Origin of the sequence: Goodfellowiella coeruleoviolacea, from assembly GCF_024171785.1 — a bacterium.
GTDB lineage: Bacteria > Actinomycetota > Actinomycetes > Mycobacteriales > Pseudonocardiaceae > Goodfellowiella > Goodfellowiella coeruleoviolacea.
Map to the genome: position 1 here is coordinate 16,138 of NZ_JAMTCK010000018.1, position 17,564 is coordinate 33,701.

Genomic DNA, 17,564 nt, shown 5'->3' on the forward strand with positions numbered 1-17,564 from the left:
ACTCCACCACCGTCAGTTCGACAGACCAGAACGAGGAACGACCACCCCATGACCGACATCCAGCCAGCCGACACCTCCGGCCTGGGCGCGATCGACCGCAACGCCGCCCGGGTCAGCGTCGACGACAAGGCGATGATCAACTGCCGGGCCGACGTCAACCAGCTGCTCCCGCTGAAGTACCACTGGGCGTGGGAGAAGTACCTGGCCGGCTGCAACAACCACTGGATGCCCACGGAGGTGTCCATGCAGGCCGACATCGCGCTGTGGAAGTCGCCGGACGGGCTGACCGACGACGAACGGCTGGCGATCAAGCGCAACCTCGGCTTCTTCGCCACCTCGGAGTCGTTGGTGGCCAACAACATCGTGCTGGCCGTGTACCGGCACCTGACCAACCCGGAATGCCGGCAGTACCTGCTGCGCCAGGCCTTCGAGGAGGCCGTGCACACCCACACCTTCGAGTACGTCTGCGAGAGCCTCGGCCTGGACGAGGGCGAGCTGTTCAACATGTACCGCGAGGTGCCCTCGATCACCGACAAGGCCGCGTGGGCGCTGAACTACACGCAGAACCTGGAGGACCCGGAGTTCCGCACCGGCACCCCAGCCGCCGACCAGGCGTTCCTGCGCGACCTGGTCGCGTTCTACGTGGTGTTCGAGGGGATGTGGTTCTACACCGGGTTCGCGCAGATCCTGTCGCTCGGGCGGCGCAACAAGATGGTCGGCATCGCCGAGCAGTACCAGTACATCCTGCGCGACGAGTCGATCCACCTGAACTTCGGCATCGACGCGATCAACCAGATCAAGATCGAGAACCCGCACCTGTGGACCGAGGAGTTCCAGCGGGAGGTGCGCACCATGCTCGCGGAGGCGTGCGAGCTGGAGGTCGCCTACGGCCGGGACACCATGCCCAACGGGCTGCTCGGGCTCAACGCCGGCCTGTGCGAGCAGTACATGCGCTTCATCACCAACCGCCGCTGCGCCCAGCTGGGCCTGGACCCGCTGTTCGGTCCCACCGACAACCCGTTCCCGTGGATGTCGGAGATGATGGACCTGAAGAAGGAGAAGAACTTCTTCGAGACGCGGGTGATCGAGTACCAGAGCGGCGGCGCCCTGGACTGGGACTGACCCCTGCCCTGGACTGACCACTGTGGACAGTTGTCCGGGTGGGCGTCCGCCCCGGCGCGACCGGCCGGGCGCCCACCCGGTGCCCGCCCGGTCGCGCGGATAACCTGACCGCGTGGCCCAAGACGACTCGCGAGAGCACGGCCTGCCGCGCGCCGCACGCGTCCACCAGCCGCTGATGTCCGAGGCGGACGCCGAGCGCGTCCGGCGCTGGCACGAGGCCGCCTACCAGGAGCTGCGCGCACAGACCGGCAGCCAGACCGTCTCCTACCTCGGCCGCCGGCTGGTGGTGCCACCGCCGACCCGGGCTACCGCGCCCTGACCAGCTTCTTCCACCACGCCAGGGCGCACCTGGCCGACGGCGGCCGGATGCTGGTCTTCTTCGGCAGCTCCGGCGACCTGGCCTACCTGGAGCACCTCATCGACGAGCAGGGTTTCCAGCGCGCGGTCGTGGCCCGGCACAGCCTGGCCAGGGACGGACAGCTGGTCGACTACGTCACCTTCCGGGTGACCGCGTGACCGCGTGACCGGACGGCCGGGTCAGCCGGGCACGGCCGTGGGGATGCCGGGCGGGTAGGGGATGAAGAAGTCCTCGACGCCCGCGCCCGCGGTGGGGACACCGGCCGGCTCCGGGCGGGTCAGCCAGCGCCGGGCGACCGCGCGCAGCGCGGCCAGCAGGCGCCGGACGTGCTCGGCGGTGACCCCGAGGTGGAAGCTCAGCCGCAGGCTCCGCCCGGTGCCGCGACCGAGGTACACGCCGTGGTCGCGGAACAGCGTCTCCCACAGCACCTTGTCCCCCACCCGCTCGGGCACGGCGATCGCGATCCGCAGCGGGTCGGCCAGGCAGTGCGGTTCGGCCGGATCACCGGGCTCCTCGCCCGCACCCGGCGGGCGGAACTCGGCGAGCAGCGGGTCACCGGCCAGGGCGGCGCGCACCTGGTCGGCCAGGGCCAGCACCCGGTCCAGCTCACGCCGGCCGCACTCCTGGGCGTGCGCGCGGGCCAGGTCCAACGAGACCAGCAGCGGCCAGGACGGGGACGGCGTGTGGTGCTCGAACACCGCCTGCTGGACCTGGCGCACCCGGTCGGACCCGCCCACCACGTGCAGGTAGGCGGTCTGCCTGGCGGCGCACAGGGTCTTGTCGGCGGCCTGGGTGACCAGCACGGCCGGCACGCGCTGCCCGGTGTCGCGGCACCGGGCGGCCAGCCGCTGGGCCGCGGGCAGGGTGGCGTGCCGGCGCAGCCCGGGGTGGAAGGCGTGCACCGCGGTCCACGCCTCGTCCACCACCAGCGCGGACAGCGGGGAGGCCGCGGCCACCGCCGGCAGGATGCGGTCCATCCGGTAGAGCAGGCCGTCGTCGGACGACGCGGCCAGCACGACCACGTCGTAGGGGCGGTGGTCGGCGTGGGCGGCGCGCAGCAGCGCGCACAGTTCGGCCAGGTCCGGCGGGCGGGTGCGCCCGTCGCCGGCCGCGGCCAGCAGCGGGACCTCGTCGACCTGCCAGCCCGGCTGCACCGCGGCGGCGTGCAGTGCGGCGGGCGCGTTGGGGTCGATCAGCACCCGGGCCTGGCGCGGCGCGAGCGCGTGCAGCGCGATCCGGTTGGCCAGGGTGGTGCCGCCGGTGAGGAAGAAGGTGTAGTCGGCGCCGAAGGCCGCCGCGGCCAGCCGCTGGGCCTGGTCCAGCGGGCCGCGCGGCTGGAAGAACGAGTCCAGCGCGGCCCCGCCGTAGCAGCGGTCCAGCCGGAGGAACGCCTGGCCGAACAGCTCGGCGTAGCGCGCGCCAACACCGCTGCCGTCCAGCACGTGGCCGTCGGTCCACGGCAGGGCGTGGAACGAGGCCACCGCCGGCCCGGCCAGCAGCCGGCTCAGCGCGTCGGCCAGCGGTGCCCTGGCCGGCTGGGACACCTCGGGGTCCCGGTGGGTCGGGAGTGCGGCCGCGACCGGGAGGTCGATGTCGACGACGGGGATGTCGAGGGTCTGGTGCTGTGGGGTGGTCATGGCGGGTGTCCCGGGGTCGGAAGGTCCGGTGAACTGAACTGACCCGCTCAGCGTGCGGGCCGCGGCTTGCAACCCGCTTCACGCCCGGTTGCACACCGGCTGGCGGCTCCCGGCCCGCACCTGCCCCCCCCGGGGCAACGGCTGGCCGGCGGCCGAACCCCTGACGCCCGCGCTGACCTGGTGCGACACCGCCGCGCGCGCCGGGCAGCCGGAGTGATTGGACCGGTGGCCACCGAGCGGGCCGGCCGGGCGGCCAAGCCGGACTGAAGCCGATTGCAAGTCGCCGCGCCCAGGCTGGCCGAGTGCCCGACTCCCACCCGCACGCCCCCGCGGTCCGGCTGGAGCCCCACCTCCGGCGGGTGCTGCCGGCCGTGCTCATCGGCTCGTTCCTGGCCGTGACCGACCTGTTCATCGTCACCGTGGCGCTGCCGAGCATCGGCCGGTCCCTGGCGGCCGGCCCGGCCGCGCTGGAACTGGTGCTCGCCGGCTACAGCATCGCCTACGCGTGCTGCCTGGTGGCCGGTGGCCGGCTCGGCGACCTTCTCGGCCGGCGTCCGCTGTTCCTCGGCGGGATGGCCGCGTTCGTGCTCACCTCGGCCGGCTGCGGACTGGCGCCGTCGGTGACCGTGCTGGTCGGCGCCAGGATCGCGCAGGGCGTCGCCGCCGCGGCCATGGTGCCCCAGGTGTTGGCCACCATCCGGGCGCTGTGCCACGGCCCGGCGCGCGCCAGGGCGCTGGGCCTGTTCGGTGCCGTGATCGGCACGGCCATTGTGTTCGGGCAGGTCAGCGGCGGGGTGATCACCTCGGCCGACCTGGCCGGGCTGGGCTGGCGGCCGGTGTTCCTGCTCAACGTGCCGATCGGGGTGGCCGGCTGGCTGCTGGCGCTGCGCCGGGTGCCGGAGACCCGCGCGCCCGGGCAGCGGGCCGGCCTGGACTGGTGGGGCGCGGCCCTGCTGGCCGGCGCGCTGGGCGGGGTGCTGGCCCCGGTCGTGCTGGCCCAGCGCGGCGGCTGGTCGGCGTGGCACTGGTCGTGCCTGGCCGTGGCGCCCCTCGCCGCGGCGGCGCTGGCCGCGGTGGAGCGGTGGCGGGAGCGCCGCGGTCGGGTGGTGCTGCTGCCGCCGGCGCTGCTGGCCCTGCCCGGCATGCGCCGGGGGCTGCTGGTCGCGGTCAGCTACTTCCCCGGGGCCGGCGGGTTCCTGTTCACCAGCGCGCTGGTGGCGCAGGACGGCCTTGGCCACACCCCACTGGCCGCCGGGCTCGCGCTGGCGCCGTACGCGGTCGCCTTCCTGGTGGCCTCGCTGCTGGCCAGGCGGCTCACCGCCCGCCACGGCCACCGGGTGATCACCGGGGGCGCCCTGCTGCTGGCCGCGGCACTGGCCGGGCTCGCGGTCCAGGTCTGGCTGGCCTACCCGGACCTGTCCGCCACCGCCGTGGTCCCGCTGCTCGCGCTGACCGGCGCGGGCAACGCCCTGGTGATGATCCCGATGTTCGAGGTCGTCCTGGCCCGGGTGCCGGCGGCGTCCGCCGGCGCGGCCAGCGGCGTGCTGACCACCACCCAACAGGCCGGGCTGGGCCTGGGCGCCGCCGTGCTGGGCGCCCTGCTGCTCGGCGTGGCGCGCTCCGGCGCCGGCTGGGCCCGGGGCGGCGCACTGGTGTGCCTGGTGGAGGCGGTGCTCGCCGGCCTGACCGCGGTCGCGGCCCAGGCGCTCACCAGGACCGTCGCCGCTCTTCCCCCGGCCCGTCCCGAACCCGTATCCGTCCACAGCGGACAGTAAGACAGAGAGGACGTGACCATGTTGATCGTCACCTGTGCCGACGCCGGCCAGTCCGGCGCGGCCGGTCCGAGGCCCCGGCTGCCGGCCGAGGCCGGGCGGTGCCGGGCCATCACGGTCGGTGCCAGCACCGTGCTGGTCACCGAACACGGCAGCGACGAGCTGGCCCGCCGGATCGCCGCGCTGCCCGGCGTGCGCCGGGTGGTCCACCCGGTGGTGGGCGCGCCCCTGGCCAGCCGCGGCTGCGTGGTCGAGGACAGCGCGGTCGCGGTGGGGCCGGTCCGCTTCGGCGGCGGCGGGTTCACGGTGATCGCCGGCCCGTGCGCGGTGGAGGGCCGGTCCCGGCTGCGGCGCATCGCCGGTCTGGTGCGCGCCTGCGGTGCCTCGGCCCTGCGCGGCGGCGCCTACAAGCCCCGCACCTCGCCGCACGCCTTCCAGGGCGTGGGCCAGCCCGGGCTGCGCGACCTGCGCGACGTCGGCCGGGGGCTGGGCCTGCCCGTGGTCACCGAGGTGGTCGACGTGCACACGCTGCCCCAGGTGGTCGAGCACGCCGACGTGGTGCAGGTGGGCACGCGCAACGCGCAGAACTTCCCGCTGCTGCGCGAGGTGGGCCGGGCCGGCTGTCCGGTGCTGCTCAAGCGGGGCTTCGGCTGCACCGTGGACGAATGGCTCGGCGCGGCCGAGTACGTGCTGGCCGAGGGCAACGACCGGGTGGTGCTGTGCGAGCGCGGCATCCGCACCTTCGAGGCCGCCACCCGGTTCACCCTGGACCTGAGCGCGGTGGCGGTGCTCAAGCACACCAGCCACCTGCCCGTGGTGGTCGACCCCAGCCACAGCACCGGCCACCCGGAACTGGTGCGGCCCATGGCGTTGGCGGCCGCCGCGGCCGGCGCCGACGGGCTGTTGGTGGACGTGCACGACGAGCCGGGCCAGGCGCGCTGTGACGGCGGCCAGGCGCTGCGGCCCGAGGGGTTCCGCGCGCTGATGGCGGATCTCGTCCCGGTGCTGCACGCCCTGGGCCGGCCGCTGGTCGGCCCGACAGCGGGGAGAACACCATGACCCACACCGAACTCCCACCCGTGCGCGTCCTGGCGATCTCCGGCTCGGAGCGCGCCGGCGGCAACACCGACCAGGTGCTGGACTACGCCGCCGAGCTGGCCGCCCGGTACGGCGCGCGGCTGTCCGTGCTCGCGCTGCGCGACCACCACATCGTCCCGTGTGGACAGTGCGGGGACTGCAACGCGCGCGGCGCGCCGTGCCTGGTGCGCGACGACGTGGCCGCGCTGGTGGAGCGGATGTGCGCGGCGGACGCGGTGATCTACGCGGTGCCGGTGCACGGTTTCGGCCCGGCCCAGCTGATGCAGACCTTCATCGAGCGCAGCGGTGTCGGCTACCTGAGGTTCCACCGGCCGCTGGCCAACAAGGTCGGCGGCGCCGTGGTGGTCTGCCGGCGCTACAACGACATGCAGGTCCACCACCAGTTGCTGCTCAACATGCTGCTCAACCGGATGCTGGTGGTGGGCAGCGGGTTTCCCGCGGTGCTGCGCGGTGGCGCGCACGACCGGCCGCTGGCCGACACCGAGGGCGTGTGCGCCCTGGACCGGATGATCGAGCGCATGGTCGGCATGGTCCGGCTGCTGCGCTCCGCGTCACCGGAGCAGCTGCGCTGGCTGGCCCGCACCGAGGACAACGAGCGGCACGAACGCACCCTGCCCGCGCCCCGCCGGGCACCCGGCGGCACCCGGCAGCCGGGCGCGGCACCGCGACTGCCGGAGGTGCGGCCATGACGGTGTTCTCCCCCACCCACCCCGGCCCGCTGCTGACCACCCGCACCCGCGTGGTGCCGGGGGCCGCGCCGGCCTTCACCGTGTACAACCGGCTGGCCGACCGCTACGGGCCGGGATCGGTGTTCCTGCTGGAATCACTGGGCGGGCCGGACAGCGAGTGCCGGCGCTCGTTCGTCGGGGTCAATCCGGTGCTGCGGGTCCGCCTGGCCGGTTCCCGGCTGCGCTGGTCGGGCAGTCCCCTGCTGGTCACCGCGATCACCACCGCGCTGGCGCGGGCCGGCCTGCTCGACCGGCCCGGTCCGTGCGTCGACCTGCCCGACCGGCGCCGGGTGTGGGACGTGTTGCGGGGCGTCCGGGACGTGGTGCTGGCGTCCACATCGGACTCGGCCGACGCCCGCCGGCACGGGCTGCGCCTGGGGTTGTTCGGCTATCTGGGCTACGACCTGGCCGGCACCATCGAGCGGCTGCCCCGGCTGATCCCCGCCGACCACCCCGAGCCCGACCTGGACCTGGCGCTGTACCAGGGAGTGGTCGAGCAGGACCGGGCCACCGGCACGGCCGTGGTCACCGCGCACAACAACCCCGCCGGCTGGCCGGTGCTGGACGTGGCCGCGCTGGCCGACACCGCGGCCCGGCCACCGCGGCGCCCGCCCGAGGCGGACCGGGTGCCCTCGGTGCCGCCGCCCGTCCACAGCAGCGACAGCACCTGCCGGGAGGACTACCTGCGGGCGGTGGACCGGGCGCTGGAGCACGTCGCCGCCGGTGACGTCTACCAGGTGCAGCTCGGCCACGAGCGGCGGGTGCGCTCGGCCGCCGACCCCCGGGCGGTGTACGCGCGGCTGCGCGCCGCCAACCCCTCGCCCTACTGCTACCTGGCGCCGTTCGGCACCCACACCGCGCTGGGCGCCAGCCCGGAGCTGTTCGTGGCCACCCGCGCGGGCCAGGTGGTGATGCGGCCCATCGCCGGCACCGCGCCGCGCGGCGGCGACCCCGCCGAGGACGCCGCGCGCGTCGCGGCGCTGCGCGCCGACGAGAAGGAACAGGCCGAGCACGTGATGCTGGTCGACCTGTGCCGCAACGACATCGGCCGGATCTGCGCCCGCGACGGGCTGGCCGTGCCGGAGCTGCTGACCGTCGAGCCGTACTCCCACGTGCACCACCTGGTGTCCACGGTCACCGGGGTGGTGCGCGCCGGCTGCGACGAGTACGACGTGATCACCTCGGCGTTTCCCGCCGGCACCATGACCGGTGCGCCCAAGATCCGCGCGATGGAGGTCATCGAGTCGCTGGAGACCAGCCGGCGCGGCATGTACGCGGGCGCGCTGGGGCTGATCGGGTTCTCCGGCGAGGTGGACCTGGCCCTGTGCATCCGGGGTGCCACCGCGCGCGGCGGCCGGTTCAGCTACCGGGCCTCGGCCGGGGTGGTGGCCGACTCGGTGCCCGCCGGTGAGTGGGCCGAGACCTGCCAGAAACTGGCCGCCGTGCACTGGGCGGTCACCGGAGCGGAGGTGTGCCGTGCGGGCACTGCTCGTTGACGCCTACGACAGCTTCGTCCACATCATCGACCACTACCTGCGCGCGCTGGACGTGCGCGTGCGGGTGCTGCGGCGCGACGACCCCGCCGTGTCCCCGGCGCTGGCCGACGCCCAGGCGCCACCCGACTTCGTGGTGCTCGGCCCCGGGCCGGGCCACCCGGCCGACAGCGGCTACGTCCCGCTGCTGCGCGGTCTGGACCCGGCCGTGCCGGTGCTCGGGATCTGCCTCGGCCACCAGGCGATCGGGCTGGCCTTCGGCGGCCGGGTGGGCCGGGCCGCCCGGCCCCGCCACGGCAAGTCCAGTCCGGTCCACCACGACGGCGCCGGCTGCTTCACCGGCCTGCCCGACCCGCTGCGGGTGACCCGCTACCACTCGCTGGTGGTCGACGACGCCGGGCTGCCCGACCAGGTGGCCGTCACCGCCCGCGCGCACGACGACGGCCACGTGATGGGCCTGCGCCACCGGGCCCGACCGGTGGAATCGCTGCAGTTCCACCCGGAGAGCATCGGCACCGAGCACGGCCTGGTCCTGTTCGGCAACTTCATCGACACCCAGGTCCGCCGCACCGCCCGGGTTAGGGTGCCGCATGCACATCAGTGACCAGCAGGCCCTGTCCGCGTTCCGCGCCCAGATCGACGACCTCGACCGGGAGATCGTCGCCCTGATCGCGCGCCGCGCCGCGATCGTGGCGCGACTCGTCGAGGTCAAGCACGACGACGAGGCGGTGCGCTCCACCGCGCGCGTCGAGCAGGTGATCGACCGGGTCCGGGCGCTCGCCGTGGCACAGGGGCTCGACCCGGACATCGTCGAGCCCACCTACCGGGCGCTGATCACCGCGCTCACCGAGTTCCAACACCGCCACCTGGCCGAGCGCGCCGCGCGCGGGCCGGCCCAGGCACCGGGAGGACACCGTGATCACGATCTATGACGACGTCGCCGCGCTGCGGGCGATCAAGGCCAAATACCACCTGAGCACACCGGCCGCCATCCGGGTCGGCGAACTGGTCCACGTCGGCGGCCTCGCCGCGCTCGACCCGCGCACCGGGGAGTGCGTCGGCGGGGACATCCGGCGCCAGGCCGACTCCGTGCTGTCCACACTGGACCTCGTGCTGACCGAGATCGGGCTCGGCCTCGACCACGTGGTGACGGTCAACGCCACGCTGGCCGACCCGGTCCGGGACTTCGCCGGGTGGAACGCGGCCTTCCAGCGGGCCTTCCGCGCACCCCGCCCGGTGCGCACCACCGTGGGCGGCACCCTGGTGGTGGGGCTGCTGGAGGTCGAACTGTGCGCGGCGACGCGGCCGCGCACCGGGTGAACCCGGTCCGCGCCGGCGCCGGTCCCGTGCCGATCAGTGCCGATCAGTGCCGGTCCGTGCCGATCAGTGCCGATCGGCCAACACCTGTTCGGCGACAACCAGGTCGTGCGCGTAGGTGATCTTGAAGTTGCGCCGGCTGCCGGGAATCCAGCGCACCGGGACCGCCGAGAAGCGCTCCATGCAGGAGGCGGTGTCGGTGCCGGCGAAGCCCTCCCGCGCCGCCTGCTCGTAGGCGGCCAGCAGCGGCGCCGAGGCAAAGCCCTGCGGGGTCTGCACGCCGACCAGGTCGGCGGCCACCGCCTCGACCAGCTCCGCACCGTCCTGCTCGCGCACGGTCACCAGGTCCTCGGCCGGCAGGCCGGGAACCGCTCCGCCGTGCTCGCGCGCCGCCCGCAGCACCCGGGTCACCAGCTCCGGGGTGACCAGCGGGCGCGCCGCGTCGTGGATCAGCACGGTGTCGACCTGCCCCGACCGGATGCGCGGGGCCAGGTGGCGCAGGGCCATCAGCTCGGACTCCTGGCGGCTGCTCCCGCCGTGCACCACCTCCACGGCGACCCGCGACTCGGCCCGGTCGAGCACCTCGGCCACCAGGTCGGCGTCCTGCGGCCGGGTCACCAGCACCAGCACCCCGATGTCGGGCACCTGGCCCAGCGCCGCCAGCGACCAGGACACCAGCCGCCGGCCCCCCAGCGGGAGGTACACCTTGTTCACCGCACTGCCCACCCGGGTGCCCGAGCCACTGGCCAGCACCACCCCGGCCGCGGTCGGCGCGGACGCCGGCCGCTGGTTCACGCCACCCGGTTCGCCTCTGGTCGGTGCGTCCGCTGCCACGCCGCCGATCATAGGGCGGCGGCCCTGCCCGATCGGGCACGGCGCTATGCCTGCGGGTGCACCTCCGCCCAGGCCAGCTCGGACCTGGGGGCCGCGGTCTGCCCGGGCGCCGCGCTCGGGATCTGCTCCACCGGCGCGCCCATCGACTCGGAGATCTGCCTGGCGGTGGCCGTGACCATCTCCCCCCGGCTCTGGATCGAGCCCATGTCCGGCCGGAACACCAGGGTGGCCGCGCTGACCGCGCCCACCACCTGTCCGGTGTGGTCGAAGACGGGGGCGGCCACCGCGCGCACCCCGGGCTCCAGTTCCTCCCGGTCCTCGGCGTACCCGCGGCGCCGGGTCTCGGCGAGTTCCGCGATCAGCACCTCGGGCACGGTGATGGTGTTCGGCGCCCAGCTCGGCATGCCGGTGCGCGCGAGCAGGGCCCGCACCTCCTCGTCGGGCATGGCCGACAGGATCGCCTTGCCGGTCGAGCTGCAGTGCAGCGGAATGCTCACCCCGACCCGCCGGGACAGCTGGTAGGACCCGGTGCCCTCGGCCTTGGCGATGACGACCGCCTCGTCGGCGGACAGCAGCGACAGGAACACCGTCCACCCGGAACGCTCCTGCAACTGCCGCAGCAGCGGGTAGACCTGCCCGGAGAGGTTGAGCCGCTGCAGGAACCTGCCCGCCAGGCTGAGGATGCGCGGCCCACCGGTGTAGTCCCCGCGTCCGTTGCTGCTGGCGAAGCCGTGGTGCACCAACGTCTGCAGGATGCGGTGCACCGTGGGTCGTGGCAGCCCGGTGATCGACGCGATGTCGGCGATCCTGGAGTGGTTGGCCAGTGCCTCCAACACATCCAGGGTCTTGTCGGCGGCGGTCTCCCGGTGCTGGGTGGTCTCCTCATGCTGGCTGACCATAGATTTCAATGTAACCGCGAATGCCCTGCCCCGCCCCGTGGAACGCGGCGGGCGGCCACCCGCACCGGCCGTCCCCGCCTGCCGGTCACCCCGGGGACCTCACCCGGGTGAGGCGCGGCGCGCCGGCCCGCGACTACAGGTCGGGCAGCGGGTCCGGGGGCAGGCAGTCGGCCGAGGACTCCGCGTCCGCCGCGTTGATGACCGGGACGTACTCCTCGTCCACTTCGAACACGGTGGTGCCGAGCACGAAGAACGGGATCTGCGAGGTGTCCACCGGGCCGAGGCGGGTGCCGCTGGGGTACCGGCAGGTCACCTCCTTGGGGTTGGTGCGCGACCCGAACCCGGTGAACAGCAGGGTGACCGAGGCGTCGGTCACCACGAAGATGTAGTGCGCACTGATGAACGCCGAACTCGGCGAGGACGCCGGGAAGATGTACCGGATCGTCTCTCCAGGGCGCAGGAACGCGCGCGCTCTCTCACGTACGGCTGTCGGCAGCGGCATCAGAAACTCTCCCCCCGCCCACCTTGTCTGGGGCCGCGGTCCCGGACCTGACCGGGCATGGCACGCGGCACCGCCCAAGCACATGGAAGCACACCGTGCCCGGTGGACGGGCAAACAACGCCCAAAAGGCACCCGTCTCGCCCAGTGCGCGGGTGGGCGACCGGCCACACAGGCCGGTCCGCCCGCCCCACTGGTCCCGCCCGCCACAGTGGTCACCCGGGCGGCGGGCCGTTCAGCCGAACACCCGGCCGGGGTTGAGGATGCCCCTCGGGTCGAGGCTGTTCTTGAGCTGGTGGTGGGTCCACAGTGCGGTCTCGTCGAGTTCCCTGGCCAGCCACTCCCGCTTGAGCACGCCCACGCCGTGCTCGCCGGTGATGGTGCCGCCCAGGTCCAGGCCGAGCCGCATGATCTCCTCGAACGCCCGCTCGGCCGCGGCGGCCTGGGCCGGGTCGGACTTGTCGAAGATCACCGTGGGGTGCATGTTGCCGTCACCGGCGTGGCCGGCGCAGCTCATCAGCACGCCGTGCGCCTCGGCGATGCGCGCCACGCCCTCGACGAGTTCGGCCAGCCGGCGCCGGGGCACGCACACGTCGTCCACCAGGGTGGCGCCCAGCCGTTCCTGGGCGTGGCCGACCAGCCGCCGGGCCCGCATCAGCAGTTCTCCCTCGGCCGGGTCGTCGGCCACGACGACGTCGGTGGCACCGCAGGCCCTGGCCGACAGCTCGAAGGCGCGCAGCTCCTCGGGGGCGCCGGCGCCCACGTCGGACTGGGCGATCAGCACCGCGCCCAGGTCGTCGGGAAAACCCAGATCGGCCATTGCGGACACGGCGTCGACCGTGGGGCGGTCCATGAACTCCAGCACGGACGGCCGGTGGCCGGCCCCCAGGTGGTGGGCCACCGCGCGGCAGGCGTCGGCCGGGGTGGCGAAGAAGGCCACCGCGGTGAGCGGGCGCTGGGTCGCCGGCCGCAGCGCCAGGGTGATCTCGGTGATCACCCCCAGGGTTCCCTCGGAGCCGACGAACAACCGGGTGAGGTCGTAGCCGGCCACGCCCTTGGCGGTGCGCCGGCCGGTGCGCAGCACCCGGCCGTCGGCCAGCACCACCTGCAGGCCGCGCACGAAGTCGGCGGTCACCCCGTACTTCACGCAGCACATGCCGCCGGCGTTGGTGGCCACGTTGCCGCCGATGGTGGAGATGTCCCGGGAACCGGGGTCGGGCGGGTAGTACAGGCCGTGCTCGGCCACGGTCGCGGCGAGCCTGGCGTTGACCACGCCGGGCTGGACCACGGCCAGCTGCTCCTCGGTGTCCACCTCCAGCACCCGGTCCATCTTCTCCAGGCACAGCAGCACACCGCCGTCGATGGCGTTGGCCGCGCCGGACAGCCCGGTGCGCGCCCCCTGCGGCACCACCGGCACCCGGTTGGCGTGCGCCCACCGCAGGGTGGTCACCACGTCGTCCACCGAGCGCGCCCGCACGAGCACGGCCGGTGTCCCACTGGGACAGAACTGGGCGTGGTCGTTGCGGTAGGCGGCGAGCACGTCCGGGTCGGCCACGGCCACCCCGTCCGGTAACAGGTCCAGCAGCGCCGGCCGGCTCATCGCTGGCCGCTCGTCAGGTGCGCGCTGGTGCGAGGACGTCTGGCATCGGCTGAGTAGGTACCCACGCCGCCGGAGTGTAGTTCCGCGGGATGGCCACCCACCCCGGTCGGCGTCCACCGGGTGGGCGGGCGCGCGCGCCGGCGGTGCTCACCGGGCCGGCACCGCTCCCCGGGTGGTCAGCTCGGCCAGCCGGTCGCCGCCGTGCGCGCACGCGCCACCGACCAGGGTGGCCAGCACCTCGATCGCGTCGATGCGCGCGCTGGGCACGGTGACCGGGTCGTCGGCCAGCAGCACCAGGTCGGCCAGGTAGCCGCGGGCGATCCGGCCGCGCCGGTGCTCCTGGTGCGCGGCGTGGGCGGCGTGCGTGGTGTAGGCGCGCAGCGCCTCGGCGGCGGTGACCCGCTCGGCCGGGCCGAGCACCGCGCCGGTGCTGCTGGTGCGCTCGACCATGGACCGCATGCCCAGCAGCGGCGCGCCCAGGGCGACCGGCCGGTCGGAACTGCCCGGCACCGGGATGCCGGCGTCCACAAAGGACTTGTGCCGGTACAGCCACCCGGTCCGCCGCACACCCAGCGCCTCGGCCATGGTGTCGCCGATCTCGTGCAGGAACCGGGCCTGGGGCACCGGGATCACGCCCAGCGCGGCCATCCGGGCGAGCTGGTCGGGGCGGACCACGGCGGCGTGCTCGACGCGGTGGCGCGCGTCGGGGCGCGGCCGCAGCCGCTGCGCCTGCTCCACCGCGGTCAGCACCAGGTCGACGGCGCGGTCGCCGATGGCGTGCGCCGCCACCCGCCAGCCGCCGAGGTGCGCGGCCACCACCAGCTCGCGCAGCCGGTCCGGGTCGTCCTGGAAGTAGCCCCGGGTGCGGCCGTGGTCCAGGAACGGCTCGGTCACCGCGGCGGTGCGGCTGGTCAGCGCACCGTCCACAAAGACCTTGACCGGTCCCAGGCGCAGCCAGTCATCGCCGAACCCGGTGCGCAGCCCCAGGTCCAGCCCGATGCCGGCGTCGTCGGCGGGGTGGCCGGGCAGCGGGTGCAGCGCGTCGCTGACCGTCATCAGCTCCACCCGCAGCGGCAGGTCGCCGCGCTGCCTGGCCACCTGGTAGGCCAGCGCCTCCACCGGGCTGTGGCCGATCCACCCGCCGCCGATGCCGGCCTCGGTGACGTGGGTCAGCCCCTCGGCCACGTACACCCGGGCGGCCCTGGCGATCGCGGCCGCCAGCTCGTCGACCGGGTAGGGCACCACCAGGTCCAGCACCAGCCGCTGGGCCTGCTCCTCCAGCACGCCGGTGGGTGCGGCGTGCTCGTCGCGCACCACCACGCCCCCGTCCGGCACCCGCGCCGAGCCGTCCAGCACGCCGGCCCGGTCCAGCACGGCACTGCTGACCGCGCACACGTGGCCGGAGCGGTGCTTGAGCCAGACCGGGCGGCCACCGGCGGCGCGGTCCAGCGCGGCCCGGTGCGGGTGGCCGCCGAGCGCGGCGTTGTCGTAGCCGCTGCCGACCACCCAGGCGTCCGGGGGCAGGGTGGCGGCGCGCGCGGCCACGGCCGCGTACAGGGCGGTCAGGTCGGTGTGCCCGGACAGGTCCAGTTCACCGAGGGCCAGGCCGAACCAGGCCATGTGGTTGTGCGCGTCGGCGAAGCCGGGTGTCAGGGTGGCGCCGGCGCAGTCGACCACGGCGCGGGCCGGCAGTCCGGTGACCTCCTCGTCCACCCCGACCACCCGGTCGCCGAACACGCCGACCGCGCGGGCCGTGGGCCGGTCCTCGACCATGGTGTGCACGTTCGCGTTGGTCAGCAGCACGTCCAGCACGGCGGCTCCCCTCACTGTCAGCGACTCGGCACTGTCAGCGTCACCCTGCCGGGTGGCCCCGTGCGAGCACACCGCCCGGATGGACTAGCGGTGCGCGCTCACGCCCGCTCTCCGGAGACCTGCAGGGCGGGCCCGCCGTCCTGCTGGCCGGTCGCGTCCACATCGGACGGCGCGGGCCACCGGTCGCGCGGGTAGGCGCGGTCCAGTGCCGAGTCCAGTGCGGCGTAGTCGCGGCGCAGCGTGGCCAGCGCCCCGGACGCGGTGCCACGGATCGCGGTGATGGCCGCGCGGTAGGCGGCCTGGTAGCCGGCGCCGAGCCCGGCCACCCCGAAGTGCTCGGCCACGTGCGCCCGGCAGGCGGCCGGGTCCAGGCTGGTCACCTCGTGCAGCGCGGCGGGCAGTTCCGCGGGATCGTCGCGGATCAGGCCGGTGACGCCGTCCACGACGACCTCGGGCACGGCGCCGGCGCGCAGCGCCACCACGGGCGTGCCGCAGGCCATGGCCTCGATCATGACCATGCCGAAGGGCTCCTCCCAGCGGATGGGGAACAGCAGGCAGCGCGCCTCGGCCAGCAGCCGGCGCTTGGCCACCGCGTCGGCCACGCCGTACACGTGGTCCTGCTCGGTCAGCCGGGGCCGCACCTCGCGCTCGAAGTACTCCTTCTCGATCGGCTCGGCGCACTTGCCGGCCAGCACCAGCGGCAGCCCGGCGGCGTGCGCCGCCTCCAGGGCCAGGTGCGGTGCCTTGTCCGGGTGGAACCGGCCGAGGAACAGCGCGTAGTCCCGCTTGTCCCGCTGGAACGGCCAGTCCTCGACGCGCAGCGCGTTGTGCACGGTGCCGATCCAGTTCAGGTCCGGGGCCAGGGCCCGCTGCCGGTCGCTGATCGCCACCAGGTGCACGTCCTCGCCCAGCGCCCGGTAGTACCGGTGCATGTCGGCGTCGACCGGGCCGTGCACGGTGACCACGGTCGGCAGGTCCAGCGCGGTGTAGGCGGGCACGTTCAGCGGCCCGGCGAGGGTGTGGTCGTGCACCACGTCCACGCCCTCGGTCTCGGCCAGCCGGCGCACCTGCGCGCGCACCGCCGCCGCGTGCATGACCTCCGGGTAGGGCTCGCCGAGCCGGTCGGGCACGGTGTGCTCCCAGACCGGCACGAACCGGGCGGCGGTGCCCGGGCGGCCCGCGCCGATCAGGGTCACCCGGTGGCCCAGGCCCACCAGGGCGTCGGCCAGGTCGGCGACCACGGCCTCCACGCCGCCGTAGGCCTTGGGCGGCACGTCGAAGTAGGGCGGGGCGACCAGGACCACGCGGAGCGGGTCCCCGGCGGGGGCGGTGTCCCGGGCCTGGCGCGGAATGCTGTGCGGCGCCCGGTTCGTCGTGCGGTGAGCGGACACGCTGCTCAAGTCTTTCCTCCTCAACGTGGGCTGAGAAGCAAACCCTGTTAGCACTCGTCGCCATCGAGTGCTAACAAACCCGGGATCTTCGACGCAAGCGGCGTCCCGGCAAGCGAGAGCGCGATCACACCGGGCCGCGGGAGCACGTTCTCCGCCCTGGGCTTTTGCATACGAAAGTCTGTATGCTCGGTGCCCGGGAAACCGCCAGGACCACCGCCGTGCCCAGCCGTCGAGCGCAAGCAGGTGCCGTCGTGAACCACAACGCCTCCCCCGCAACCCCGGGCTCCCCCAGTGGTCGCCGCCGCGGCCGGGGCGCGCTCGGCTCGTCCCCGGTGCAGCGGGTCCAGCGGCCGGCGCCGCTGCGCCAGGCGGTCTACGACGCGCTGGTCGAACTGATCATCAACGGCACCCTCAAACCCGGCCAGCACCTGGTGGAACTGGAGCTGGCCGAGCTGCTCGGGGTGAGCCGGCAGCCGGTGCGGGAGGCGCTGCAGCGCCTGCAGACCGAGGGCTGGGTCGACCTGCGGCCGGCCCAGGGCGCGTTCGTGCACCTGCCCACCGAGGCCGAGGCCGACCAACTGCTCGGGGTGCGGTCGGTGCTGGAGACCTACTCGGCGCGGCTGGCCGCGCAGCAGGCCGACGCCCAGGACGTCGAGCGGCTGTGGGAACTGCAGCGCGAGGGCGAGCGGGCGCTGGCCGACGACGACGTGGACGGACTGGTCAGCACGAACGCCCGGCTGCACGCGTTCATCACCGAACTGTCCGGCAACGCGGTGCTGGCCGAACTCATCGCCCTGGTGGACCGCCGGGTGCGCTGGTACTACACGCCCATCGCCCGGCCCCGCGGCCACGACTCCTGGGCGGAGCACGCCGAACTCATCCGGGCGATCGCGGCCGGCGACGCCGACACGGCCAGTCAGGTCATGAACCGGCACACCGAGCGCACCCGGCAGACCTACCACGAGCGGCGCACCGCGGCCGGCGACGAGAACACCTCCGGCTGA

At 74.5% G+C, this 17,564-nt stretch carries 18 protein-coding genes; 11 read left to right on the forward strand and 7 right to left on the reverse strand.

All coding sequences use genetic code 11. From position 1 onward, the window contains the following. The first annotated feature begins 48 nt into the window (after positions 1 to 48). From LX83_RS31475 to LX83_RS31485, 3 genes are all read left to right on the forward strand, one after another. Positions 49 to 1,122, forward strand: a complete 1,074-nt coding sequence (locus LX83_RS31475) for a ribonucleotide-diphosphate reductase subunit beta (protein WP_253778033.1) — start codon at positions 49 to 51, stop codon at positions 1,120 to 1,122. Positions 1,123 to 1,234: 112 nt separating this feature from the next. Next, the gene (locus LX83_RS31480; protein ID WP_253778035.1) at positions 1,235 to 1,441 is read left to right on the forward strand and encodes a hypothetical protein; all 207 of its coding nucleotides are present in this window, start codon (positions 1,235 to 1,237) and stop codon (positions 1,439 to 1,441) included. A 47-nt stretch (positions 1,442 to 1,488) separates the two neighbouring features. Beyond that, complete coding sequence (locus tag LX83_RS31485; protein WP_253778037.1) at positions 1,489 to 1,638, forward strand: hypothetical protein; 150 nt, start codon at positions 1,489 to 1,491, stop codon at positions 1,636 to 1,638. A gap of 21 nt (positions 1,639 to 1,659) precedes the next feature. On the opposite strand, the gene LX83_RS31490 is transcribed toward LX83_RS31485, so the two are convergent. Next, positions 1,660 to 3,117, reverse strand: coding sequence for an aminotransferase class I/II-fold pyridoxal phosphate-dependent enzyme (locus tag LX83_RS31490; RefSeq protein WP_253778039.1), 1,458 nt, complete (start codon positions 3,115 to 3,117; stop codon positions 1,660 to 1,662). A 302-nt stretch (positions 3,118 to 3,419) separates the two neighbouring features. Here LX83_RS31490 and LX83_RS31495 point away from each other — a divergent pair, with 302 nt between their 5' ends. Genes LX83_RS31495 through LX83_RS31525 form a run of 7 tightly spaced genes read left to right on the forward strand, consistent with a single transcriptional unit; the run spans position 3,420 to position 9,528 of the window. Then, positions 3,420 to 4,892, forward strand: a complete 1,473-nt coding sequence (locus LX83_RS31495) for an MFS transporter (protein WP_253778040.1) — start codon at positions 3,420 to 3,422, stop codon at positions 4,890 to 4,892. A gap of 18 nt (positions 4,893 to 4,910) precedes the next feature. After that, the gene (aroF, locus tag LX83_RS31500) at positions 4,911 to 5,948 is read left to right on the forward strand and encodes a 3-deoxy-7-phosphoheptulonate synthase (RefSeq protein WP_253778041.1); all 1,038 of its coding nucleotides are present in this window, start codon (positions 4,911 to 4,913) and stop codon (positions 5,946 to 5,948) included. Beyond that, complete coding sequence (locus LX83_RS31505) at positions 5,945 to 6,676, forward strand: flavodoxin family protein (protein ID WP_253778042.1); 732 nt, start codon at positions 5,945 to 5,947, stop codon at positions 6,674 to 6,676. The genes aroF and LX83_RS31505 overlap by 4 nt, the downstream gene beginning before the upstream one ends. Continuing rightward, positions 6,673 to 8,211 carry an anthranilate synthase component I family protein gene (locus LX83_RS31510; protein ID WP_253778043.1) on the forward strand — a complete coding sequence of 513 codons (1,539 nt, stop codon included), beginning with the start codon at positions 6,673 to 6,675 and terminating at the stop codon, positions 8,209 to 8,211. The genes LX83_RS31505 and LX83_RS31510 overlap by 4 nt, the downstream gene beginning before the upstream one ends. Beyond that, the gene (locus tag LX83_RS31515; RefSeq protein WP_253778044.1) at positions 8,192 to 8,812 is read left to right on the forward strand and encodes an anthranilate synthase component II; all 621 of its coding nucleotides are present in this window, start codon (positions 8,192 to 8,194) and stop codon (positions 8,810 to 8,812) included. The genes LX83_RS31510 and LX83_RS31515 overlap by 20 nt, the downstream gene beginning before the upstream one ends. Then, positions 8,799 to 9,140 carry a chorismate mutase gene (locus LX83_RS31520; RefSeq protein WP_253778046.1) on the forward strand — a complete coding sequence of 114 codons (342 nt, stop codon included), beginning with the start codon at positions 8,799 to 8,801 and terminating at the stop codon, positions 9,138 to 9,140. Before LX83_RS31515 ends, LX83_RS31520 begins: the two co-directional genes overlap by 14 nt. Next, entirely contained in the window at positions 9,124 to 9,528 is a 405-nt protein-coding gene (locus tag LX83_RS31525; protein ID WP_253778048.1) for a RidA family protein, read from the forward strand. The genes LX83_RS31520 and LX83_RS31525 overlap by 17 nt, the downstream gene beginning before the upstream one ends. Before the next feature lie 63 nt (positions 9,529 to 9,591). Here LX83_RS31525 and LX83_RS31530 read toward each other — a convergent pair whose 3' ends face one another. From LX83_RS31530 to LX83_RS31555, 6 genes are all read right to left on the reverse strand, one after another. After that, a complete protein-coding gene (locus LX83_RS31530; RefSeq protein WP_407649704.1) occupies positions 9,592 to 10,359 on the reverse strand; it encodes an IspD/TarI family cytidylyltransferase in 768 nt (255 codons plus the stop codon). A gap of 44 nt (positions 10,360 to 10,403) precedes the next feature. Then, complete coding sequence (locus tag LX83_RS31535; RefSeq protein WP_253778050.1) at positions 10,404 to 11,258, reverse strand: IclR family transcriptional regulator; 855 nt, start codon at positions 11,256 to 11,258, stop codon at positions 10,404 to 10,406. Between the two features lie 133 nt (positions 11,259 to 11,391). After that, positions 11,392 to 11,760, reverse strand: a complete 369-nt coding sequence (locus LX83_RS31540; protein ID WP_253778052.1) for a hypothetical protein — start codon at positions 11,758 to 11,760, stop codon at positions 11,392 to 11,394. A gap of 232 nt (positions 11,761 to 11,992) precedes the next feature. Further along, on the reverse strand, positions 11,993 to 13,357 hold the full coding sequence (locus LX83_RS31545; RefSeq protein WP_253778054.1) for an FAD-binding oxidoreductase: 1,365 nt from the start codon (positions 13,355 to 13,357) through the stop codon (positions 11,993 to 11,995). Between the two features lie 147 nt (positions 13,358 to 13,504). Then, positions 13,505 to 15,169 (reverse strand): amidohydrolase, encoded by a 1,665-nt coding sequence (locus tag LX83_RS31550; RefSeq protein ID WP_253778055.1) that lies wholly within the window; start codon positions 15,167 to 15,169, stop codon positions 13,505 to 13,507. Between the two features lie 98 nt (positions 15,170 to 15,267). After that, the gene (locus LX83_RS31555; RefSeq protein ID WP_253778310.1) at positions 15,268 to 16,560 is read right to left on the reverse strand and encodes a glycosyltransferase family 4 protein; all 1,293 of its coding nucleotides are present in this window, start codon (positions 16,558 to 16,560) and stop codon (positions 15,268 to 15,270) included. A 251-nt stretch (positions 16,561 to 16,811) separates the two neighbouring features. On the opposite strand from LX83_RS31555, the gene LX83_RS31560 reads away from it, so the two are divergent. After that, positions 16,812 to 17,564: a GntR family transcriptional regulator gene (locus LX83_RS31560; RefSeq protein WP_308204086.1), complete on the forward strand. Its 753-nt coding sequence runs from the start codon at positions 16,812 to 16,814 to the stop codon at positions 17,562 to 17,564.